21 protein-coding genes and 1 pseudogene are annotated in these 21,979 nt (G+C 71.7%); 16 read left to right on the forward strand and 6 right to left on the reverse strand.

The window, feature by feature from the left end:
* Window positions 1–142 precede the first annotated feature (142 nt).
* The 3 genes from ACZ5XZ_RS21620 to ACZ5XZ_RS21630 all read left to right on the forward strand — a co-directional run bounded on the left by ACZ5XZ_RS21620 (window position 143) and on the right by ACZ5XZ_RS21630 (window position 3,795).
* Window positions 143–1,762, forward strand: a complete 1,620-nt coding sequence (locus ACZ5XZ_RS21620) for a glycoside hydrolase family 13 protein (RefSeq protein WP_468980378.1) — start codon at window positions 143–145, stop codon at window positions 1,760–1,762.
* 24 nt (window positions 1,763–1,786) lie between these two features.
* Window positions 1,787–2,836, forward strand: coding sequence for a LacI family DNA-binding transcriptional regulator (locus ACZ5XZ_RS21625; RefSeq protein WP_384437564.1), 1,050 nt, complete (start codon window positions 1,787–1,789; stop codon window positions 2,834–2,836).
* A 119-nt stretch (window positions 2,837–2,955) separates the two neighbouring features.
* On the forward strand, window positions 2,956–3,795 hold the full coding sequence (locus ACZ5XZ_RS21630) for a phosphatase PAP2 family protein (RefSeq protein ID WP_468980382.1): 840 nt from the start codon (window positions 2,956–2,958) through the stop codon (window positions 3,793–3,795).
* 26 nt (window positions 3,796–3,821) lie between these two features.
* On the opposite strand, the gene ACZ5XZ_RS21635 is transcribed toward ACZ5XZ_RS21630, so the two are convergent.
* Window positions 3,822–5,474: an amidohydrolase gene (locus ACZ5XZ_RS21635; protein ID WP_468980384.1), complete on the reverse strand. Its 1,653-nt coding sequence runs from the start codon at window positions 5,472–5,474 to the stop codon at window positions 3,822–3,824.
* 75 nt (window positions 5,475–5,549) lie between these two features.
* The gene (locus tag ACZ5XZ_RS21640) at window positions 5,550–7,115 is read right to left on the reverse strand and encodes an APC family permease (RefSeq protein WP_468980387.1); all 1,566 of its coding nucleotides are present in this window, start codon (window positions 7,113–7,115) and stop codon (window positions 5,550–5,552) included.
* Window positions 7,116–7,284: 169 nt separating this feature from the next.
* Here ACZ5XZ_RS21640 and ACZ5XZ_RS21645 point away from each other — a divergent pair, with 169 nt between their 5' ends.
* Complete coding sequence (locus ACZ5XZ_RS21645; protein ID WP_468980389.1) at window positions 7,285–7,899, forward strand: TetR/AcrR family transcriptional regulator; 615 nt, start codon at window positions 7,285–7,287, stop codon at window positions 7,897–7,899.
* Here ACZ5XZ_RS21645 and ACZ5XZ_RS21650 read toward each other — a convergent pair.
* The 4 genes and pseudogenes from ACZ5XZ_RS21650 to ACZ5XZ_RS21665 form a co-directional block, all read right to left on the reverse strand.
* Complete coding sequence (locus tag ACZ5XZ_RS21650; protein ID WP_468980392.1) at window positions 7,887–10,910, reverse strand: bifunctional [glutamine synthetase] adenylyltransferase/[glutamine synthetase]-adenylyl-L-tyrosine phosphorylase; 3,024 nt, start codon at window positions 10,908–10,910, stop codon at window positions 7,887–7,889. The two genes, ACZ5XZ_RS21645 and ACZ5XZ_RS21650, sit on opposite strands and share 13 nt — an antisense overlap.
* Before the next feature lie 27 nt (window positions 10,911–10,937).
* Window positions 10,938–11,021: pseudogene (locus ACZ5XZ_RS21655) on the reverse strand (glutamine synthetase); the annotation flags it as partial.
* Between the two features lie 171 nt (window positions 11,022–11,192).
* A complete protein-coding gene (locus tag ACZ5XZ_RS21660) occupies window positions 11,193–11,693 on the reverse strand; it encodes a GNAT family N-acetyltransferase (protein ID WP_430978846.1) in 501 nt (166 codons plus the stop codon).
* Window positions 11,686–12,453 (reverse strand): GntR family transcriptional regulator, encoded by a 768-nt coding sequence (locus ACZ5XZ_RS21665; protein WP_430978845.1) that lies wholly within the window; start codon window positions 12,451–12,453, stop codon window positions 11,686–11,688. Before ACZ5XZ_RS21665 ends, ACZ5XZ_RS21660 begins: the two co-directional genes overlap by 8 nt.
* Window positions 12,454–13,071: 618 nt before the next feature.
* Between ACZ5XZ_RS21665 and ACZ5XZ_RS21670 the strand changes: the two genes are divergently transcribed.
* From ACZ5XZ_RS21670 to ACZ5XZ_RS21725, 12 genes are all read left to right on the forward strand, one after another.
* Window positions 13,072–13,455 carry a RapZ C-terminal domain-containing protein gene (locus tag ACZ5XZ_RS21670; RefSeq protein ID WP_468980396.1) on the forward strand — a complete coding sequence of 128 codons (384 nt, stop codon included), beginning with the start codon at window positions 13,072–13,074 and terminating at the stop codon, window positions 13,453–13,455.
* A 99-nt stretch (window positions 13,456–13,554) separates the two neighbouring features.
* Window positions 13,555–13,761 carry a hypothetical protein gene (locus ACZ5XZ_RS21675; RefSeq protein WP_468980398.1) on the forward strand — a complete coding sequence of 69 codons (207 nt, stop codon included), beginning with the start codon at window positions 13,555–13,557 and terminating at the stop codon, window positions 13,759–13,761.
* A 174-nt stretch (window positions 13,762–13,935) separates the two neighbouring features.
* Complete coding sequence (locus ACZ5XZ_RS21680) at window positions 13,936–14,205, forward strand: DUF6284 family protein (protein WP_468980399.1); 270 nt, start codon at window positions 13,936–13,938, stop codon at window positions 14,203–14,205.
* Window positions 14,202–14,657, forward strand: coding sequence for a Pycsar system effector family protein (locus tag ACZ5XZ_RS21685; protein WP_430978841.1), 456 nt, complete (start codon window positions 14,202–14,204; stop codon window positions 14,655–14,657). Before ACZ5XZ_RS21680 ends, ACZ5XZ_RS21685 begins: the two co-directional genes overlap by 4 nt.
* Window positions 14,654–15,517: a protein spdB gene (locus tag ACZ5XZ_RS21690; RefSeq protein WP_468980402.1), complete on the forward strand. Its 864-nt coding sequence runs from the start codon at window positions 14,654–14,656 to the stop codon at window positions 15,515–15,517. The genes ACZ5XZ_RS21685 and ACZ5XZ_RS21690 overlap by 4 nt, the downstream gene beginning before the upstream one ends.
* Window positions 15,496–15,858, forward strand: coding sequence for an RRQRL motif-containing zinc-binding protein (locus ACZ5XZ_RS21695; RefSeq protein WP_468980403.1), 363 nt, complete (start codon window positions 15,496–15,498; stop codon window positions 15,856–15,858). Before ACZ5XZ_RS21690 ends, ACZ5XZ_RS21695 begins: the two co-directional genes overlap by 22 nt.
* Window positions 15,858–16,175, forward strand: coding sequence for a hypothetical protein (locus tag ACZ5XZ_RS21700; protein WP_468980405.1), 318 nt, complete (start codon window positions 15,858–15,860; stop codon window positions 16,173–16,175). The genes ACZ5XZ_RS21695 and ACZ5XZ_RS21700 overlap by 1 nt, the downstream gene beginning before the upstream one ends.
* On the forward strand, window positions 16,172–16,345 hold the full coding sequence (locus ACZ5XZ_RS21705; RefSeq protein WP_430980503.1) for a pRL2-8: 174 nt from the start codon (window positions 16,172–16,174) through the stop codon (window positions 16,343–16,345). The genes ACZ5XZ_RS21700 and ACZ5XZ_RS21705 overlap by 4 nt, the downstream gene beginning before the upstream one ends.
* 143 nt (window positions 16,346–16,488) lie before the next feature.
* Window positions 16,489–18,606, forward strand: coding sequence for an FtsK/SpoIIIE domain-containing protein (locus ACZ5XZ_RS21710; protein ID WP_468980408.1), 2,118 nt, complete (start codon window positions 16,489–16,491; stop codon window positions 18,604–18,606).
* Between the two features lie 204 nt (window positions 18,607–18,810).
* On the forward strand, window positions 18,811–19,287 hold the full coding sequence (locus tag ACZ5XZ_RS21715; protein ID WP_468980409.1) for a hypothetical protein: 477 nt from the start codon (window positions 18,811–18,813) through the stop codon (window positions 19,285–19,287).
* A gap of 83 nt (window positions 19,288–19,370) precedes the next feature.
* Window positions 19,371–20,216 (forward strand): bifunctional DNA primase/polymerase, encoded by an 846-nt coding sequence (locus ACZ5XZ_RS21720; protein WP_430978837.1) that lies wholly within the window; start codon window positions 19,371–19,373, stop codon window positions 20,214–20,216.
* Window positions 20,213–21,697, forward strand: coding sequence for an ATP-binding protein (locus tag ACZ5XZ_RS21725; protein WP_468980412.1), 1,485 nt, complete (start codon window positions 20,213–20,215; stop codon window positions 21,695–21,697). Before ACZ5XZ_RS21720 ends, ACZ5XZ_RS21725 begins: the two co-directional genes overlap by 4 nt.
* Window positions 21,698–21,979: the final 282 nt, after the last annotated feature.

Genomic DNA, 21,979 nt, shown 5'->3' on the forward strand with positions numbered 1-21,979 from the left:
CGGAACGGGACCCTTGAGGGGGTCGTGGCACGTCACCCCGCGCCCGCCCGAGCGTTGACTCCGTTAGGGCCTGTCCGGTGGATCAGGGTCGGACAGGCCCTAAGGCACCCCACACGCCTCTTGACCTCGACAGGGACGGCAGATGACCCAGGAGCTCACTTCCCCCAGCCCCGCCCCCCAGGCCGCCGGACCGGGCCGAGGTCCCAGCTGGTGGCGCGACGCCGTCATCTACCAGGTGTACGTCCGCTCCTTCGCCGACAGCGACGGCGACGGCGTCGGCGATCTGCGCGGGGTCCGCGAACGGCTGCCGTACCTCAAGGACCTGGGCGTGGACGCCGTCTGGCTGACGCCGTTCTACGCCTCACCGCAGGCCGACGGCGGCTACGACGTCGCCGACTACCGCGCCGTCGACCCGCTCTTCGGCTCCCTCCAGGACGCCGACGACCTCCTGCGCACCGCCCACGACCTGGACCTGCGGGTGATCGTCGACATCGTCCCCAACCACACCTCCGACCGGCACCCGTGGTTCCAGGACCCCGAACTCGCCCGGCAGCGCTACCTCTTCCGCCCCGGCAAGGGGGAGAACGGCGAGCTGCCGCCCAACGACTGGGAGTCGGTCTTCGGCGGCCCGGCCTGGACCCGCACCGAACGCGGCGACTGGTACCTGCACCTCTTCGCCCCGGAGCAACCCGACCTGGACTGGGACAACCCGGACGTGCACGCCGAATTCGAGGCCATCATGCGCTTCTGGCTCGACCTCGGCGTGGACGGCTTCCGCGTCGACGTCGCCCACGGCATGGTCAAGGCCCCCGGCCTGCCCGACATCGGCCACGGCCAGCAGGCCAAACTGATCGGCACCCAGGTACTGCCGTTCTTCGACCAGGACGGGGTGCACGCCATCCACCGCGCCTGGCGCCGGCTGCTGGACGGGTACGGCGACGCCCACGGCAAGCAGGTGATCGGCGTCGCCGAGGCCTGGGCCCCCACCGCCGAGCGGCTGGCCCTCTACGTCCGCCCGGACGAACTCCACCAGGCCTTCAACTTCCAGTTCCTCAACGCCCCCTGGCAGGCCGACGCGCTGCGCTCGGTCATCGACGCCTCGCTCGCCGCCACCGCCTCGGTCGGCGCCCCGACGACCTGGGTGCTGTCCAACCACGACGTCGTCCGGCACACCACCCGCCTCGGCGGCAGCATGGACCGCGCCCGCGCCGCCACCCTGCTGATGCTGGCGCTGCCCGGCTCCGCGTACCTCTACCAGGGCGAGGAGCTGGGCCTGCCCGAGGTCACCGACCTGCCCGACGAGGCGCGCCAGGACCCGGCGTTCTTCCGCGGCCAGGCCGCCGGGACCAGCGGCCAGGACGGCTTCCGGGACGGCTGCCGGGTGCCCATGCCCTGGTCCGGCCAGGCGCCCCCGTACGGCTTCGGTGCCGGCGGCAGCTGGCTGCCCCAGCCCGCCGACTGGGCCGGGCTCACCGTCCAGGCGCAGACCGGCGACCCCGCCTCCACCCTGGAGCTCTACCGCACCGCCCTCGGCCTGCGGCGCCGGCTGCCGGGTCTGGGCGACGGGGAGCTGACCTGGCAGCCGGCCCCCGCGGGCGTCCTCGCCTTCACCCGCCCCGGTCTGCTCTGCACGGTCAACACGCTGGGTCACGACGTCGAACTGCCGCCCTCCGGAACGCCGCTGCTCTCCAGCGCACCGGTGACCGTCAACGGCGCGTCGGCCGTGCTCCCCGGCGACAGCTGCACCTGGTGGGCAATCTGACAGCCGGACGGTAAGGTCCCCTCCATGACCGCCCGGCTGGCCGACATCGCAGCGCAGGCGGGTGTCAGCGAGGCCACCGTCAGCCGGGTTCTCAACGGGAAGCCCGGTGTCTCCGCCACCACCCGCCAGTCCGTGCTGGCCGCCCTCGACGTGCTGGGTTACGAACGTCCGGTGCGGCTGCGGCAGCGCAGCGCGGGCCTGGTCGGGCTGATCACCCCGGAGCTGGAGAACCCGATCTTCCCGGCCTTCGCCCAGGTCATCGGGCAGGCGCTGACCCGCCAGGGGTACACGCCGGTGCTCGCCACCCAGACCCCGGGCGGCTCCACGGAGGACGAGCTGACCGAGATGCTGGTCGACCGCGGGGTTGCCGGCATCATCTTCGTCTCCGGGCTGCACGCCGACACCTCCGCCGACATGCAGCGCTACGAGCAGCTGCGCGGCCAGGGCGTGCCCTTCGTGCTCATCAACGGCTTCTCCGACAAGGTGCAGGCGCCGTTCGTCTCCCCCGACGACCGGGCCGCGGTCGATCTGGCCGTCACCCACCTCGGCGCGCTGGGCCACCGGCGGATCGGGCTGGCGCTCGGTCCCAAGCGGTTCGTGCCCGTCCAGCGCAAGATCGAGGGCTTTGTGCGCGCCATGCAGGAGCGGCTGCAGATCGGCCCGGCCGAGGCGGAGCCGTACATCCAGCACTCCCTCTACACCCTGGAGGGCGGGCAGGCCGCGGCGAGCGCGCTGATCGAGCGGGGCGCCACCGCCATCGTCTGCGCCAGCGACATGATGGCGCTCGGCGCGATCCGCGCGGCCCGGCAGTGCGGGCTGGACGTCCCGCGGGAGATCTCCGTGGTCGGCTTCGACGACTCCCCGCTCATCGCCTTCACCGACCCGCCGCTGACCACGATCCGGCAGCCGGTCACGGCCATGGGGCAGGCCGCGGTCCGCGCGCTGTTGGAGGAGGTCGGCGGCACCCCGGCGCCGCACAGCGAGTTCGTCTTCCACCCCGAGCTGGTGGTCCGCGGCTCGACCGCCTCGGCGCCGAAGACCGCCCGGATCCCCAGGCCGCTGCGCGCCACCTGACGGGGACTGTCCCCCAGAAGTACCGGGGTTCCGACTCCCCCTCAAGACCGATACAAACGATCGAATACCCGCCCGAAGGATGATCGGCGACACGCCCCTTTCTGGCAAACTGTCTGCCTATGGGTGAAGCGAATACGAGGATTCTGGACGGCCCGTCGACCACCCCGCCACTCACCGGGGACCGTACGGACCGACCAGCGGAAGCGGGCCGACTGGCCCGTCTGCGCTCGCCCCGCACACCCCGGCTCTGGTTCGAGGTCCTGCTGATCGCGGTCAGTTACTGGATCTACTCGATGATCCGCAACGCGGTGCCGGAGCAGAAGGCGAAGGCGCTGAAGAACGCCGACTGGATCTGGCAGGCGGAGCACTCGCTGGGCATCGCCGTCGAGCACACCGTCAATCATGCGGTGGACTCGGTGACCTGGCTGATCGTGTCGATGAACTACTACTACGCGACGCTGCACTTCATCGTGACGATCGGCGTGCTGGTGTGGCTCTACCGCTGGCATCCCGGCCGCTATGCCGCGGCCCGGCTGGCGCTGTTCGCCACCACCGGCGTCGCCCTGGTCGGCTACTACTTCTACCCGCTGGCGCCGCCCCGGTTGATGCCGGACGGCGGCTTCGTCGACACCCTGATCGACCACGGGACCTGGGGCTCGATGGCGTCCGGCAACCTCGCCTCGATGTCCAACCAGTACGCGGCGATGCCGTCGATGCACATCGGCTGGTCGCTGTGGTGCGGCATCATCGTCGCGCTGCTGGCCAAGCCGGTGTGGGCCAAGGCGCTCGGGCTGCTCTACCCGACGACGACGCTGCTGGTCATCGTCTCCACGGCGAACCACTTCTGGCTGGACGCGGTCGGCGGGGTGCTCTGCCTGAGCTTCGGGTTCGCGCTGGCGGGCGTCTGGTACCGGACGCTGCCGCACCGGCTGTCGCAGCTCGCGCCGGCGGTGGCCTGAGGTCGTGGGCCGGCGGCCTCACCGGCTCAGCCCGCGGTGCGGTGGGTGACATGCCCGCCCGTCATCGTCAGGCGTACCTCCGCCGTGCCCAGCTCGTCCGCGGGGGCGGTGACCGGGTCCACGGCCAGGGCGGTGAGGTCGGCGCGGTAGCCGGGGGCGATACGGCCGGCCTGGTGCTCCTCGCCCACCGCCAGTGCCGCGTGTGAGGTGCACCCTTCCAGCGCCATCAGGCCGGTCAGCGCCTGCCCGGGGGTGACCGGCGCGACGTCCGGGCGTCCCGCGGGGCGGCGGAGCCGGGCGGTGGCCAGGACCTGGCGGGGGTCGTGGTGGGCGATCGGCCAGTCGGAGCCGAGTACCAGCACCGCGCCCGCGTCCCGCAGATCGCGGCAGCGCCAGGCCCGTCCGGCGCGCTCCTCCCCGACCCGCCGGGACCAGGCGTCGGTGTGGTCGGCGCGGGTGTACGCGGTGTGGGTGGGCTGCATGGAGGCGGCGACGCCGAGGCGGGCGAAGCGCGGCAGCTGCTCGGCGGGGACGGTCTCGATGTGCTCGATGCGGTGCCGGTGGCGGGCCCGCCCGCGGTCGTCGCCGAGCAGCTCGACGGTGTCCAGGACGTGCCGTACGGCGGCGTCGCCGATGGCGTGGGTGGCGGTGCGGACACCGGCCCGCGCGAGGTGGTGCAGGGCGTGGGTGTACGCAGCGGGGTCCGGCCAGAAGGCGTCGGTGCCCTGGCCGTGGCAGTCGGCGTGCTCCAGCCAGGCCGTACCGCCCTCGACGGTGCCGTCCATGAAGAACTTCACGCCGCCGACGCGCCAGTGGCGGCCGCGCAGCCGCTGCAGCTCGACGAGGTGGTCGAGGCCTTCCTTGTCGATGCCGGGCATGCACCAGGGCGCCAGCCGCAGCCGGAGGGGGAGGACACCGCCGTCCGCCTCGATGCCGGACAGCAGCTCGGGGACGCCGTCGTTCTCCAGGTCCATGACGTGGGCGCCGGTGAGGCCGCCGGCGGCCATCTCGTCGAGCAGGGCGAGCAGCCGGGCGCGGCGGTCGGCGGCCGAGGCACGCGGGAGGGCGGGCGTCAGCAGCTCCATCGCGGCGTGCTCGACGAGGTGCCCGGTGGGGCGCCCGTCGGCGTCGCAGACGACGCTGGCGCGCTGGGCGAAGCCGCGCGGCCCGTCGATCCCGGCGGCCGCCAGGGCCCGGCCGCCGGCCAGCGCCGAGTGCCCGTCGTAGAGCCGGAGGAAGGCCGGGGCGCCGCCGAGCGCGTCCTCGATCAGATCGCGGTGGACGGGGCGGCCGCCGAAGACGTTGTGGTCCAGTCCCCAGCCGGTGAGCCACTCGCCGGGTCCGAGCGCGCGGGCGGCGCGGGCGAGCGAGGTGCGCAGTTCGTCGAGGTCGCGGACCTGGGAGAGGTCGAGGCCGGTGGCCATCTCGACGCCCCAGACGGGGTGGCTGTGGCCGTCGACCAGGCCGGGGGTGAGGGTCGCCCCGGCCAGGTCGACGACCTCGGTCGCGGCGCCGCGCCAGTCGCGTACGTCCCGCTCGTCCCCGACCGCGGCGATCCGCCCGTCCTTGATCGCGACGGCCCCGGCCCAGGGGCGGTCCGGGTCCAGGGTGCGGACCCGGGCGCCGGTCAGGACGGTGTCGGCGGTGGTGAGGGGCGATGACGCGGCGGACGCGGGCATGGGGGCTCCTGGGAGGTGGGTGGTGGTGCGCTGCCGGGGGGGAGCGGTGGTGAGGGGGTCGGCCGGTGGGGATGGTTACGGGGTTCGGGCGGCCGCCTCCTCGTCGGTGGCCGGTGCGGTCTCCTCGCCAGGCCGCCGCACGGCCGTGGCCGTCCGCTCGTCCCCCTCGTCCGCGTCCTCGTCCGGTTCCGCCGCGAAGCCCGCGTAGACCTCGGGGCGGCTGCGGCGGATCCGGCGGGCGCCGAGGAGGCCGAGGGCGAAGGCGGCGGGGACGGTGAGGACCAGGGCGGTGTTGGTGGCCGGCGGCGCGCCGGTCATCAGGTCGATCTTGGCGATGACCAGCCAGAGGGCGCCGGCCATCAGGACGGCGGCGGCGATCGGGGTGATGACGGTGCGCAGCGCCCCTTCCTGGTGGGCGAAGCGGCGGAAGTAGCAGGGGACGGCGGCCGCGGTGATCGCCTGGAGCACCAGCAGGCCCAGCATCCCGGGGGTGTTCATCCACAGCAGCAGCTGCTGGTAGGGGTCGGCGCCGGCCAGCGCGAAGCCGACGACGACGAGGATCGCCAGGAGGCTCTGCGCCGCGCCGGCCAGGTACGGGGAGCGGTGGCGCGGGTGGACGCGGCCGACCGCGGCGGGCAGCACGCCTTCTCGGGCCATGGCCAGCACGTAGCGGTTGATCGCGTTGTGGAAGGCCAGTTGGGAGGCGAGGATGCTGGTGACGATGAAGAGGTGCATCAGGCCGGCGGCCCAGCTGCCGACGTACTGGGTGGTGGCGGTGAAGAAGAGGCCGGCCGGGTCGTGCAGCGCGGCCCGGACGATCCGGTCGCTGCCGACGGCCTGGATGACGATCCAGATGATGAAGGCGTAGAAGAGGCCGAGGAAGGCGACCGCGAGGTAGGTGGCGCGGGGGATGGTGCGGGCCGGATCGCGGGCCTCGTAGCGGTAGATCGCGGTGGACTCGAAGCCGGTGAAGGCGGCGAAGGCGAAGGCGAGGACCGCGCCGGTGCCGGGCACCAGGACGTTGCCGGGGGTGAAGGAGTCCAGCGCCAGGCCGTGCGCGCCGCCGTGCAGCAGTACGCCGCCGGCGAGCAGGACGAGGATGCCGGTCTCGGCGACCAGCAGGACGCCCAGGACCTTGGCGCCGAAGTCGATGGAGCGGTGGCCGAGGTACCAGACGACCAGGACGCCGGCGACGGCGATCGGCGGCCAGGGCAGGTGGACGCCCCAGAAGGCCCGCAGCGCGTCCTGGGTGGCGGTGGCGAGCAGTCCGTAGACGCCGATCTGCATGCCGTTGTAGGCGAGCAGGGCCACGGTGGCGGCGCCGAAGCCGGCGGGCCGGCCGAGGCCCCGGGTGATGAACGCGTAGAAGCCGCCGCCGTTGCGGACGTGCCGGGCCATGGTCGTGAAGCCGACGGCGAAGAGGGCGAGGGTGGCGCCGGCGAGGAGGTAGCCGACGGGGGCGCCGGGGCCGCCGGCGCCGATCGCGAGCGGTGAGGTGCCGGCCATCACCGTGAGCGGGGCGGCGGCCGAGATCACGAAGAAGGCGATGTCGGCGACGCCGAGGGTGCCGCGGCGCAGCGAGGCGGCCGGTGGCGGGCTGTGCGGTGGCGCCCCGTCGCGGGGTGCGGGCTGTGCGGCCATGTCTCGATGCCCTTCTGCCGAGGGAGGGAAGGAGGCGGCCCGGCACGTACGGGGATGGTGACGGCAGCTCGACCGCGAGAAAAACCTAAAGGCTTTCGGTTTTTGGGAAGGTACCCCCCGCCGTACGATTCGGGAAGACCCCTCGGCGGGGTCGGGCGGGAGCAAGGACATGGGGCGGCCGCGGAAGGCCCTGCTGGACCGGGAGCGGATCGGCGCCACGGCGCTCGAACTCGTCGACGAGAAGGGCGACTTCAGCGTTCCGGAGGTGGCCCGCCGGCTCGGGGTGCAGACCGCCTCGGTGTACCACCATGTGGACGGCCGGGCCGGGGTGATCGAGCTGCTGCGGGAGCGGGTCACCGACGCCATCGACCCCGGCACCCTGCACGACGCCTGCTGGGACCACGCGCTGGCGGCCTGGGCCCGCTCCTACCGCGCCGCGTTCGCCGCCCATCCGCGCACGATCCCGATGCTGATGACCTCACCGGTCCGCGCGCCCGAGGTGCTGGCCCAGTACGAACGGGTGGCCGGGATGCTGCTGGACGCCGGCTTCGCCCCGTCCGCCGTGCTGCCGGTGATCACCGGCCTGGACAACATCGTGCTCGGCTCGGCGCTCGACATGTCGGCGCCGAGGATCATGTGGGAGGTCTCCGACGGCGCCCGCGCACCCCGGCTGTCCGTGGCGCAGGACGCCGCCGGCCCGGACCGCGCCGACCAGGCCTTCGAGCTGACCCTGGCCGGATTCCTGGCGCACTGCCGGGGCCTGCTGGAGCGTCAGGCCCCGTAGAAGATCTCCTCCACCACGCCGCGCGCCCGCCGCGTGATCCGCCGGTAGTCGTCGATCATCTCGCCGACGTGTCCCTCCTCGTAGCCGAGGTAGCGGCCCACGGCGGCCAGCTCCCGGCCGTCGGTGGGGAAGGTGTCCCCCGGACGGGCCCGCACCAGCACCACCGCGTTGCGCACCCGCGCCGCCAGCACCCAGGCCTCGTCCAGGGTCTGGGCCTCCTCGGTGCCGATCAGCCCGGCGGCATGGGCGGCGGCCAGCGCCTCGCGAGTACGGGTCGTGCGCAGCCCGGGGATCTCCCAGCCGTGCTGCATCTGCAGCAGCTGCACGGTCCACTCGACGTCGCTGAGACCACCGCGCCCCAGCTTGGCGTGGGTGGTCGGGTCGGCGCCGCGGGGCAGCCGCTCGGCCTCCATCCGGGCCTTGAGCTTGCGGATCTCGCGGACCGCGTCCTCCCCCAGGCCCTCGGCCGGATACCGCAGCGGATCGACCAGCTCGATGAACCGCTCCCCCAGGCCGGCGTCGCCCGCGACCGGTCCGGCGCGCAGCAGGGCCTGGGCCTCCCACACCAGCGACCAGCGCCGGTAGTAGGCGGCGTACGAGGCGAGGGTGCGCACCAGCGGCCCCGACCTGCCCTCCGGGCGCAGATCCGCGTCGATGAGCAACGGCGGGTCGGAGGAGGGGAGTTCCAGCAGCCGGCGCATCTCGTTGGCGACGGCGTGGGCGGCCCTGGCGGCCTCCTGCTCGTCGGCGCCCTCGCGTGGTTCGTGGACGAACAGCACATCGGCGTCCGAGCCGTAGCCCAGTTCGTGGCCGCCGAAGCGGCCCATGCCGATCACCGCGAAGCGGGTGGGCAGGGTGTCGCCCCACTGCTCGCGGACCGCGGCGCGCAGCGCGCCGGCGAGGGTGGCGGCGTTGAGGTCGAAGAGCGCGGAGCCGACCGCGTCGACCGAGTGGCCGTGGTCCTTGTCGGCCGGGCTGAACTCCGTGCCGTAGGCGCCGATCACATCCGCCGCGGCCGTGCGGAACAGCTCCCGGCGGCGCACCCCGCGGGCCGCCGTGACCGCCGCCTGCGCACCGTCCGCGCGGCCGACCGCGGCCAGCACCTCCTGCTCCAGGGCGGCCCGGGTGCGGGCCTGCAGCCCGTCGGGGGCGCCGAGCAGCGCGACCGCCTCGGGGGCGCGCAGCAGCAGGTCGGGGGCGAGCCGGCCGGCCGAGAGCACCCGGGCGAGGTTCTCGGCGGCGGCGCCCTCGTCGCGCAGCAGCCGCAGGTACCAGGGCGTCTTGCCGAGCGCGTCGGAGACCTTGCGGAAGTTGAGCAGTCCGGCGTCCGGGTCGGCGGAGTCCGCGAACCAGGCGAGCAGCACCGGCAGCAGCGTCCGCTGGATGGCGGCCTTGCGGGTCACGCCGGAGGCCAGCGCCTCCAGATGGCGTAGCGCGGCCCCCGGGTCGTGGTAGCCGAGCGCTTCGAGGCGGTGACGGGCGGCCCTGGCGGACAGCCGGGCCTCGCCGGATTCCAGATGGGCGACGGCATCGAGCAGCGGACGGTAGAAGAGCTTCTCATGCAGCCGGCGCACCTCCCTGGCGTGCCACTTCCACTCCCTGCGGAGGGTGTCGACCGGCTCGGTCCGCAGCCCCAACGACCGGGCCAGGCGCCTGAGTTCGGCCTCGTCCTCGGGCATCAGATGGGTACGGCGCATCCGGAAGAGCTGGATGCGGTGCTCCAAGGTCCGCAGGAAGCGGTAGGCGGCGTCCAGGGCCGCGGCGTCCTGGCGTCCGACATAGCCGCCGGCGGCCAGCGCCGCCAGCGCGTCCAGGGTGGTGGCGCTGCGCAGGGTGGCGTCGCTGCGGCCGTGCACCAACTGCAGCAGCTGGACGGCGAACTCGACGTCGCGCAGCCCGCCGGGGCCGAGCTTGAGCTCCCGTTCGACCTGTGCCGCGGGGATGTTCTCGACGACCCGGCGGCGCATCTGGCGCACGTCGGAGACGAAGTTCTCCCGCTCGGCGACCTCCCACACCATCGGCGCCAGGGCGTCGACGTACTCCTGCCCGAGCCCCAGGTCACCGGCCATCGGGCGGGCCTTGAGCAGCGCCTGGAACTCCCAGGTCTTGGCCCAGCGCTGGTAGTAGGCGAGATGGCTGCTGAGGGTGCGCACCAGCGGGCCGTTGCGGCCCTCGGGCCGCAGATTGGCGTCCACCGGCCAGATCGTGCCCTCGACCGTGTTGTCCGAGCACAGCCGCATCATCCGGGCGGCGAGCCGGGTCGCGGCCTGCAGCGCCTTGGCCTCGTCGACGCCTTCCTTGGCCTCGGCGACGAAGATGACATCGACGTCGGAGACGTAGTTCAGCTCCCGGCCGCCGCACTTGCCCATGCCGATGACCGCCAGCCGGCAGACCGCGGCGTCACCGGGCGCCTCCTCGTAGCTGATCTCCAGGGCGGCCCGGACCGTGGCGGTGGCCAGGTCCGCGAGCTCCGCCGCGGCCTCGGCGACATCGGTCGTCCCGCACACGTCGCGGGCGGCGATGCCCAGCAGGGCCCGGCGGTAGGCGGCACGCAGCGCGTCCGCACGGGGCCGGCCGGCGCCCCGCTCGCCCCAGATGCCCTCGGCGAGCGCCAGCTCGAACTCGGGGGTGGTGGGGTGCAGATCGACCGACTCGTAGGTGACCAGCGACTGCCAGTCCTCCGGGTGCCGGGCGAGGTGGTCGACGAGCGCCTCGGAGGCGCCCATCACCCCCAGCAGCCGGTCGCGCAGCGGCTTGGCCGCGACGACGGTGCTCAGCAGCGTCTGCTGCTCCTCCGTCGGAAGCGCCTCCACCAGCCGTACCAGGCCCCGCAGCGCGAGATCCGGGTCCGCGGTGGCCCCGAGCGCTTCGAGCAGGACCGAGTCGTCGCGTACGGGGGCGAGTTCGGGGACGTCGAGCAGCACCCCGGCCGCCGAGGGGTCGGTGAAACCGTGCCTCAGCAGCCGGGTGAAGGTGCTGCTCCGCCGTCCCTGCGGGGCGGGAAGTGCCATGATGCGGCCTCTCGGTGGCGCGGTGGCTCAGAGCACGGGCAGCATCTTGCGCAGCTCGAAGGCGGTGACCTCCGACCTGTACTCCTCCCACTCCTGCTTCTTGTTGCGCAGGGAGTGATACATGCCCGTACTCACCTCCCAAGACTCTACCGGGATGCTCTCTGACCAGCAGTTGGGAGGTCGTCGTTGGTCGTTGCCGGCCGTCCTCGGCCGCCCTCCGACGGCCCACAGACGGCCCGAGATCCGGCCCCTGGCTTTACCGGCACTAGCAGGGGGGACCGGCTATGTGGCTCGCTGAAACAGCGTGCCCGACCGGCGGTGCGGTAGGTCCACAGTCCGAACTCGTGTGAATCCCTGTGCCTCGTAGTAGTTGCCAAGGTCGGCGTTCGTCTTCCATGCGTCGACACGGAGCCAGCGTTTCCCCGCATCCTTCGCTTTCTGAGAAGCCAAGTCGAGCATCAGCGCCCCCAATGAGAGCCCCCTCGCGACGGGGCGAGTAATCACTCTATGCGCGTACAGGGCATCATCGGGATCATCTTCCGGAAGCCAGAATTCGGGATCAGCAAATTCGTCTACTGTAATTGTCCCTAGATACTCGGATGCACCGAGCAATATGTAGGCGCTTCCGTGTTCGATGTCGCGCGAAATCTTTTCCAGGTTCGCCGGGTACTGCCATTGATCAATATCTCTAGCCCTTAGCCATTGCGCCGCCTCGTCCCACATCGAAGCAATGACGCCCGCTTCGGCGGCAACGGCAGGCCGAATAGTGATGTCTTCAGGCATTAGGGTTACCCGTTCCCAGCTCGTAGCGGAGGATATGGCGGTCCGTCGGCATGGAGGTGACCGTCACACGGACCGGGCCCTCTTCGGTGTACCCCACGCGCACCCGCACCAGCAGAGGCACACCCGCTTCGACTGCCAGTTCATCAGCCTGCTTCGGGTTTGGCATCGTCGCGGTTACGTCATCAACGTATCGAACCTGCGCATGCCCCATAGAGGCCATGTGGGCGATCACGCCTTCTGCGATATCCGCCGGCTCGGCGATAGGTGTGTTCTTAACGAGGTCATGAGGATAGTAGGAATCCTCCGTCGACCAAGGATGGTCATCTACGAACCGCAACCTGCGCCGCACCAGCACCAAATCGCCAGGGTTGATAGCGAGTCGCTGGGCGATATCGGCATCCGACTTTTCGATGCTGACTGAGATTTTTTGACTGGGCGTCCGGCCCTGTTCGTGGATGTCCTGGACCCACGCATCAACGCCGGCCGCCAAGCGCCTGTTGTGGTCCTCCGAGCGCGATGCGTTGTAGATCAGCACATCTTTGCGGTGAACCATGTAGGCCCGCCCCTGGCTAGGAAAGATGAGCCCCTCGGCGACAAGCCGCTTGAGGCCCAGCCGCACGGTGTTGCGCGAGGCGTCGTATTCCTCCATGAGCTTCCGCTCGCTGGGGAGCTTGCCGCCGGGCGGGTACTCGCCACTGTCGATCTTCGCGCGAAGAGACTCCGCCAACTGGACATACAGGGGATCTGAACGAGTCGCCATACCCCCATGATGCCCGACCGAGGCCACTGGTTGGTACGAGCTGAACCAAAGTGCTTGACGCCTCACACCTTGAGGGTGCAGCATCTTGGCAACTGGTTGGTACCAGCTAGACCAGAAGGTCCAGCGGCACCACCTGCTGGTAAGCCATGCCGCCCGGAGGTCTCGTCTCACGAGTCCGAAGGAAGCGGTCGTTCCTTGAGAACTGAACAGCGTGATCCACCACCGCAATACCGGCCGTGACCACACCGGCCGGAGGTGAGTGGAGATCCGTCGGCCAGGGCAACGCATTGCGGCTGCCTTGCTCGCGCCCAACGATCCGCACCGGCACATTCCTTGCGGGGAGGGCGAGCGCAGGACTGGCCGACGCAAAAGAACGACGCGGCATCAACCTTTCGTCGCCATGACGTCCGGGAGGGGACTCCCCGGACCGAGCACGGCCCGCGTCAATGCGAGACCCACGGTCCCTGGCAGGGGCCACCAGCACTTCCACCAGCTCCGCAGCTCCTGCGCTGCGGCCGGTTGCCTCCTCCGCCCGTCCGGCTGCCCCCTTCGCGGGGCGGCTCGTACGGGCGGGGTTGAGGGGAGCCGGATCACCCCTTTCGCTTCCGAGGAGTTCTCATGAGCGCTGCCGTAGAGATCGTGTCGTTCGGCTATCTGCACGCCGAAGCGCCTACCGCCCACCTGACCATCGACCTGCGGCACCACTTCCGTGACCCGCACGTCAGCCCGGAGCTGCGGTACATGACCGCCGCCGATGAGCCGGTGCGTAACGCCGTGCTGAACACCGCCGGCATCGCCGCCCTGATCGACGCCACTGCCACGGCCGTTGCCGCGTTCGCGTCCGGCCCCAGCGCCGGAACGGTCACCGTCGCCGACGGATGCGCCGGTGGACGCCACCGCGCACCCACCTTCGCCTCTGCGCTCGCGGAAAAGCTGCGCGCCGACGGCTACCAGGTCTCGGTCACCCACCGGGACATGCACCGCCCGGTCGTCCAGCGCTAACCCCGTCACCGCCCCGGCATTCAGCCGTGAAGGACGCCGGATCGAATCCGGCCCGGGGCACTGCGGCCACCACCGGCCGCTCTCATCAAAGGAGCACACATGGCCACGATCATCGTCAGCGGCGACCACAACGGCGACATCGGCGGAACGGTCATCTCCGGCGCGTCCGGCCCGGTCGCCCTCAACGGCGATATCCACGACGGCGACACCCACAGCGGCGAGGACACCAGCAGCCGCACCTACTCCGGCAACGGGATGACGGTCATCGAGGGCGACAACAACGGCACCATCTCCCGTTCCTTCTGACGCACACCGCCCCGGCATCCAGCCGTGAAGGGCGCCGGATCGAATCCGGCCCGGGGCACCGGCCGCCACGCGGCCCGCCGCACACACCGTGTGCGACCTCATCCCAACGGCGCGCGGCCCCGGGGCGCAATCCCGGGGCCGCTTCGGGCCGTCCCCCTTGGAAGGACAGACCCAATGAACATCATCGTTCCTGTTCAGGACGGTGTTACCCCCGTCGACCTCGGCCGTGAGCCGACCAACGCGGAGTTGGACGCGATCGAGGCGGAGATGCCGCTGATCTCCGCCGAGGTCGACCTGCTCGACGCGCAGATCATCACCCTCGACCGCACGCCGTCCGTGCTGGACGAGCGGCGTATCCGCAGGGCCCACCGCCGGGTGCTGGCGGCCCGCCGGGACCTGGCCAACCTGTCCGCCACGGCGTTCGTGCCGGAGGTGGGGGCGTGAGCTACCAGGACACCGCACTGACCGCCGCCCACGCGGAGGTCAAGGCCGAACTGGCGCGCACCGATACCAAGGCGTCGCTGCTGCTGGCGTTCATCGGCGCGATGCTCGCCGGGGCCTGGACGGCCGCCACCAGCGTCCACCTGCCCACCGTCGCCATCGGAGTCGGTGCGGCTGGCGTGGCTGTCCTGCTGGCTGCGGCCGGACTGCTGCTTTACACGGTCCGGCCCAACCTCGGTGGTACTCGGCCGCAGGGCTTCCCGCGTTGGGCCACCTTGTCCCCGGACGAGATCCGCGACGCGCTGAGCGAGGATGACCGGCCCGCGCACATCGCCACCCTGTCCCGCATCGCCGTCCTGAAGTTCGGGCGGGTGCGCCGCGCTATCGACCTGACGTGCCTTGCCGGCGCGCTGCTGGTGGTCGCTGCGGTGATCGCGTGGGGCGGTGCATCGTGACTGCCAAGACCGTTCTGCCCGCCGTCGCGATGACAGCGGTATCCATGGTCCTGACGCTGGCCGTGGTCGTGATGTGGTTGGGCACGGCGGTGCCGTGGCCCGTCGCCCTGGTCGTCGGTCTTGGCATCGACGGCGGCTGGCTGGCGACCCTCGCCTACGAACGCCGCCTCTCCGCACAAGGCGACCACTCTCGCGCGGTGGCCGCCGTCGGCTGGTCGTTCGGGCTGGTCGCTGCGGGCGTCCTGGTCGCCCACGCCCTCACCGCCGACGACCCGGCGGGCGCGTGGCTGGCCGTGGCGTGGCTGCCGATCGCTGCCAAGGCCCTGTGGCTGGTCCACGGACTGTGGGAGCGCACCGCGCTCACCCCGATTGCGCTGGATGCCATCCGGGGTATCCAGCAGGAGGCCCGGGACGAAGCGGCCGTGGCACGCGCCCGGCTCCGCGCTGAAGCGGCCACGGAGGAGACCCGGCTGACGGCCGTGACGGGGGCCGGGGCGCGCGTAGCACGTGTCCAGGCCGAGACCGCCAAGACGCTCTCCAAGGCGTGGTCGACGCTGGAGACGACGCGGGCCAGCGAAGAGACCGGCAAGGCGCTGACCAGCGTGACGACCCCCGTCACGGTCGGCGTCACACCCCACTGGGAGCTGCCCGTGTGGGGCCCCTCCGAAGCGATCAGGGCGCCCGCCCTTGAGGCGGCACCCGCCCTCACCGATGACGCGCTGGACGCGGTGGTAGAGGAGATCCGCACCAGCCGGACCCCGCCCTTGTCCTACCGGGAGATGTCCGCTCGCTTCCGGGCGGCCGGCCACTCCGCCTCCGAGGTCCGCTTGCGCGCCGCATGGAAGCGCGTGGCCGCGTGACGGGGGCGCTGCCGGTGTTCCGGTGGCGCCTCGCCCCGGACGGCTACGCCACCCGCCGCCAACTCCGGGCGCGCGGGCTGCGCCCCGGCGGTCAGGACGTGGCCGCTCAGCTCGAACGGCCGCGCCGCCGCCGGGGGCCGCTGATCGCCTACCTCTACCGCATCGACCTCGCCAAACCGGTCCGGCCGATGACCCCCGCCCGGTGGGCGGCGCTTGCGGCGGCGAACCGCGCCCGCCGAACCTGCCCGCGATGCCGGACGGATGCGGGCTACGTCATTCCCACGTCGCTCGGCACCTGCGTGCCCTGCGCCTTCCCTTCTACCCCTCCTAGGAGTGCGTGATGGGCAACTCCGACATCCGCCGTCTGGACCGCGAGATCCGGGCCACCGAGAAGAAGCTCGAAGCGGTCCGCCGGGGCGAGTCGTGGCCGATGAACGGCCGCGAGCGCCGCGCTATGGCCCGCGCCCTTGCCAGCGGCTCCTACCGCGCCGCCCGGGGCCACAGCACCGGCCGTGCCGAAGAGCAGATCGACTCCACCGGCAGCGCCGCCGAGATGCGGCTGAACGCGGAACTGACCGCCCTGCACGCGGAGCGGCAGCGGCTCACAACCGAAGCCGCCCGCGCCAAGGCGGCCAAGAAGTCGTCGGGGTGGTGGTGACCGTGGCCGTCAAGAACACGCCTCCCGGCGAGTGCCCGCAGTGCTGGCAGCACGCCCACGACCGGAGCGTTCACCGCAAGCTCGGCCCCCGCGAGGACTGCCCGCAGTGCGTGGACCACATGGTCAACGGCCACCCCTACCTCGTGCCCAAGAAGTCCCGCTGGTGGTGACCGCGCCCACCGGCGCACTGCCCGCCGCGTGACGCTCACCTGCACGACTGTGCTGCCCGGGGTGGCCGTCCCTGCCACGGACCCGGCCACCCCGGCTCTCCGCTCACTCCCGCCCCAAGGGGGCAGTCAGGAGCACTTCCAGCATGTCTGAGAACGTCGTCCGCCTCCACAAGCCCACCGACCCCCCGGCCCCCGACACCGCGCCCACCGTGCTCACCGTCGTCCCCGACGCGCCGCCGGCCCGGCCCGTGCCGCTGTGGGTGCGCTCCGGGCGGGGCGTGAGGCACGTGGTCACCCACGACACCACCAAAACCGCCGCTCGCGCCGTGGCCCGACACAGCCTCTACACGTTCAACGGGGGCCGGATCGTGGCTCGCCGCACCTGGGACGGCCGCACGGGCGCCCGCTACGAGCGCATGATGCGCGCCGCCGAAGCCGCGGGAAACCTGGAGATGGCGCAGGAGTGGGAGGAGAAGCTTCAGCGCTTCCGTACCGCTCGCCACCATCGCCGCATGGACCTACTCCACTCGCCCGTAGACGCAGCCAAGGGCGCCCTGGTCGGCACCGGGATGGGCATCGGCGCCCTGGTCGCGCTCGGGGTCGTGATGGCCATCAACAACGGCGACGTCAAAGACGTCATCACCCCACTCGCGGCCACAATCGACTTCATCGCCCTGCTGATCCGGATCGTGCAGATCGTGTGGGGCCCTGCGCTCTCCATCGGCCCGTTCCTCGCGCTGCTGGCCCTGTGGTCGGTCGGCCGCAAGCAGCACGCCGCCCCCGCCTGGGCACTGCCCGCCAACGTCCACAACGGTGAGGGGGAGCCGATCACGCCGTCCATCGTGGTCAAGGCCCTGCGCGACCTCGGAGTGCCCGCCCTGGCCCGTGCCATCAAGGAGATGGGCGACGCCGGCGCATCCATGCTGGGACCGATCCGCATCGCCGGATGCGGCGTGGAAGTCGACGTCACCCTTCCCTCCGGGGTGTCGACCAACGAGGTCCAGAACAAGCGCCGCAAGCTCGCCGAGAACCTCACCCGACACGAACACGAAGTGTTCATCACCATCCCCCAGGCGGCCCGCACCGTCCGGCTGTGGGTGGCCGACTCGGGAGCACTGGACGAGCCGATCGGCCCGTCCCCGCTGGTCACCGACGACACGATGACCGCCGACTACGCCAAGGGCCGCGCCCCCTGGGGACAGGACCTGCGCGGGGACGCCGCCGCGCTGAGCCTCTACCAGCGCCACCTCTTGATCACGGGCCTGTCCAACCAGGGCAAGACCGTTGCCCTGCGCTCCCTGGCCCTGTGGCTCGCGCTGGACAAGTCGGTGCAGTTCCTCATGGGCGACCTCAAGGGCGTGGGCGACTGGAACATGTTCGACGGGCTCGCCACGACCTTGATCCAGGGCCCGACGGATGAGCACGTGATCCAGGTGACCGAGATGGTTGAGGGCGCGGTGGACGAGATGAACCGCCGCATCCAGGCCCCGCCCGGCACCGTGTTCCCGCCGCTGATCGTGCTGGTCGACGAAGCACAGGTGGCGTTCATGTGCCCGGCCAAGGACGCCGAGAAGCGCCCCTACGGCGGTTCCAAGGCCAACTCCCGGTACTTCATGGCCGTCCGGAAGATCCACAACCAGGGGCGGGCCGTGAACGTGCTGATGTGGCAGGGCACGCAGGACCCGACCAATGAGAACCTTCCCAAGCTGGTCCGCGAGGGTGCCCACACCCGCGCCTCCCTCGCTCTGGGCACCGAGTCGCAGGCCCGAATGGCGCTCGGGGACAAGGCCGTCGACGGGGGCGCGGCTCCGAACCTGCTGCGTCCGGGCCTGGACCGGGGAACCCTGGTCGTCGCCTCCGACGGCATCGCCATTCCGGCCGGACAGTCGTCCATCACGGTGCGCACGCACTACATCGACGACGACGCCGCTGAGAACATCACCGACCGGGCCAAGGCCCTGCGCGATGGCGTGACGACCCTGCACGCCATCGAGCGGGGCGCGGAACACGATCCGCTCGCCGACATCGCCGCCGTCGTCGGCGACGCGCCCCGCGTGCGCACGAAGGACGTGCTGGCGCGGCTCGCCACGCGGAACGCGGACGCCTACGGCGGCTGGTCGTTCATCGACCTCAAGCGCGTCCTGGACGACGCCGGCGCCGAGCCGCACAAGTCCGACGGCGTCATGGTCGTCGCCCGCGACCGCGTCACCCGCGCCCTCGCCAACCGCGATGGAGAAGGTTCCGCTTTCGCCGACGGATGACAGGGAGCGCGCCGCCGACTGGTCAGGGAGGCAGGGAGAACTCCCTGACCGCCTCCCTGGCCCGCCTCCCTGGCTCTGACCTGCACAGATGATCGTTCAGGGAGTCAGGGAGGCGCGCAGGTCAGGGCGCCCGAAACCCCCTCCACGCGGCACCCCAGAGGGGGTGTCTCTGCCTCCCTGACTACGCACCGGAAGGGATTCCGCTTGTACCCCGACACCACCCCTCAGACGGCCGTCACGGGCACCGGATTGAGCGAGGTTCAGGCCGAGGATGAGGCCCGGCGGATCATCGCCGACGCTTACCGGCCCACCGCCTACCGCGACGACACCCCGGTCCCCGCCCATGGCGACACCCCGCCCGTCGCGCAACCGGGACGGCCCCCGATGAGCCAGGGCGCCACCGATGCCAGCGTGCTCATGCTCGCCGGCGGCACCGCCACCGCCATGGTCGGCGGCACGGCCGCCGTCCTGATGTACGTGTCCCAGTTCGCCGACCCGGTGGTGTGCGGCCTCGTGTTCGGCGCCCCCACCGCCCTCGTGCTCGCCCTCGCCCGGCTCGCTAAGCGCGCCAAGCCCGACCCGGACGTCCACCACCACTACCAGGGCCCCGTCTACCAGGACCGGCGCACCGTCCACAGCCGCACGACCGGCGTGTGGGCCAAGACAAACAACCAGCACTGACGCCAAGGGCGGCCCCCGTCTCGCCAAAGTCCGGGGCCGCCCTTGTCCACCTGCCATCAACAGACCTGTGGAGGTCTCCCAGCATGACCCAACAGACCCCTATCCGGCGAGTGGCGCTCACCCTGGCGGCGGCCGGCATGCCACCGCTGCCCCTGCGGTCGGGAAAGGTCCCGTTCGGCAACTGCCGTGCATGCAAGGCGAACGCGTGCGGCGGCCGACCGAACATGAAGACCCCGGGCCCGTGCCGGTGCCCGGCCCCGTGCCACGCGTGGGCCGCCGCGACCACCGACCCGGCCGTCATCGTCTCGCCCCCGTGGGCGGCGGCGTGGCGGGAGGCGGTGTGCGTCGGCTACCACCCCGGCGGCGCCGGGCTGACCGTGGTCGACCTGGACGACGCAGACGCCATCGCGTGGGCCCGCATCTCCCTGCCCGCCACGCGGACCGTGCCGACGACTCGCGGTGAGCACTGGATCTACCGGGGCGCCATGCGCTCCGTGAACGCGGTGCGCCCTGGCGTCGACATCAAGTCGACCATGGCCTACGCCCGCTACCTCGGGCCCGGCACCGGCACGATGGCCGACCTGCCGGACGTCGTGCGTGCACTGGCCGCCAAGGAGCCTCCCACGGTCCGCCCGGCGCCGTTTGTGGCCGCGCCTACCGGCACCGGGGGCGGGGAGTGTCGGCACCGCACGCCTGCCTACTTGGAACGGGGCATCGCCATGGCAGAGCAGCACATCACCGAAGCGTCCAGCGCGGTCCACGCGACCGTGTACCGGACGTTCCTCGCCGTGCTGTCCACGCACGGCCGGTGCGGCTGCCTCACCGACACCCACGTCACGCGGCTGTTCACCGCCGCGCAGACCAAGGGTGAATCGCCCCGGCACTGCACGGAGGCGTGGACGAACGCTCTCGCCCGGTTGGGACTGTGACCGTGGCCGACGACGACAAGAACCCGGCCCGCGAGATCATCACCGACTACGCACAGGCGCACTTCCGGTACTTCCGCACGGCCGACGGCACCGTGTACGCGCAGAAGAACGGCCACCCCGTGGCCCGCCCGATCCGCTCCCAGGGCACGACGGGAAGCCACCGGCAGGAACTCATGGTCGGACTGTTCACGGACGGCATCGGCGTCTTCAACGGCACTGCGATGAAGGAAGCGCTTGACCTGATCGAAGCGTTGGCGCTGACCGAGGACGTCCAGCCCGTGCACATTCGCGTCGCCCCCGGATTCGACGGGGCGACGTGGCTGGACCTGGGGCGCAGCGACGGTCAGTCCGTGCGCATCCACCCCACCGGGTGGGACATCCGCACCCCCGACCCGCAGGAAGTCTGCTGGCGGCGTACCCAGCTCACGGGGGAACTGCCCTTGCCGGTCAAGGACACCGACGGCAAGGGCGTCGATCTCCTGATGCGGCTGTGCAACTTCGCCACTGCGGAGACCGAGTGCCTAGCCCTTGCGTGGCTCATCGGCTGCCTGGGCCCGACGGTGCCCGTCCCGGCACCGTTCCTCACCGGCCCGCAGGGCGCCGGCAAGTCCACCGGCGGGCGCATGCTCGTGCGGATCATCGAGGGCATGACCGGGGACCTGCGCCGGGCCCCGAAGGATGAGGAGAACCTGATCACGGCGGTGGCGGCCGGATGGGTCACCGCGCTGGACAACCTCTCCCACATGACCCCGGAGCTGTCCGACGCGATGTGCTGCATCGTGACCGGGGCCGAGAACGTCAAGCGCGCCCTGTTCACCGACGGGGACGTCTTCCGCATCGGCTACCGCCGCCCCCTACTCCTGACCGGCATCGACGTCGGCGTGATCCGGCCCGACCTCGCCGAACGGCTCCTGCCCCTGCGCCTGGAACGCCCCCGGGTCCGACGCACCGAAGCTGAACTGTGGTCCGACTTCGCAGAGGTCCTGCCCGTCATCCTCGGTTCGCTCCTGGACCTCACAGTGCAGGTGCGGGCCGCAGAGGCGGACATCCCGACCGACCTGCGCATGGCCGACTTCGCGCACCTGTGCGCGCAGCTCGACGCGGCCACCGGTCTGGGAGCGCTCGCCGCCTACCGGGCCAGCCTGGACGACCTCAACGACGACGTCATCGAGGGCGACCTGTTGGCACAAACGGTGCTCAAGCACGCCGCCGGCGTCGACCCGGGCACCGAGCAGCGGATGACTTCCGCCGAGTGGCTGCACTGCCTCACGGGCCTCTACACGGGCGAGGATTTCCGTCCCCTGCCTAAAGGGTGGCCGACCACCGGCAAGGTGCTCTCCGACCGGCTCAAGCGCCTTCAGCCCACCCTCGCCGCCCGGGGCGTCCTCATCGACTGGGGACGCACCAAGACATCCCGCTACATCGAGATCGCGCGGCCGGCCGCCTCGCCGCCCTCACCGGAACAGGAAGCGGCCTTCTGACCGCAGGGCACCACGACCGCCCGCACAAGCAAGAGGAGCACCCGTCGCCGCGTGCTCCTCTTGCTGTTCGGCGGCACCGCCGCCCTGCGATGGTCGCGCCGCGAAGCGGCTCCTTCTTCACTCTCTGAGCCGCCACCACAACAGACACCACCCCCTCTTTGTCCGAAGTAGAGGGACGCTGCGTCACCTGCGTCACCCACACCCCGAAAACGGCCCGTGACCTGCCGGAAGACGGGTGACGCAGACGGCCGAATCCTGCGTCATCCTGCGTCATCTGCGTCA

The organism is Streptomyces sp. NPDC033270 (assembly GCF_055576575.1).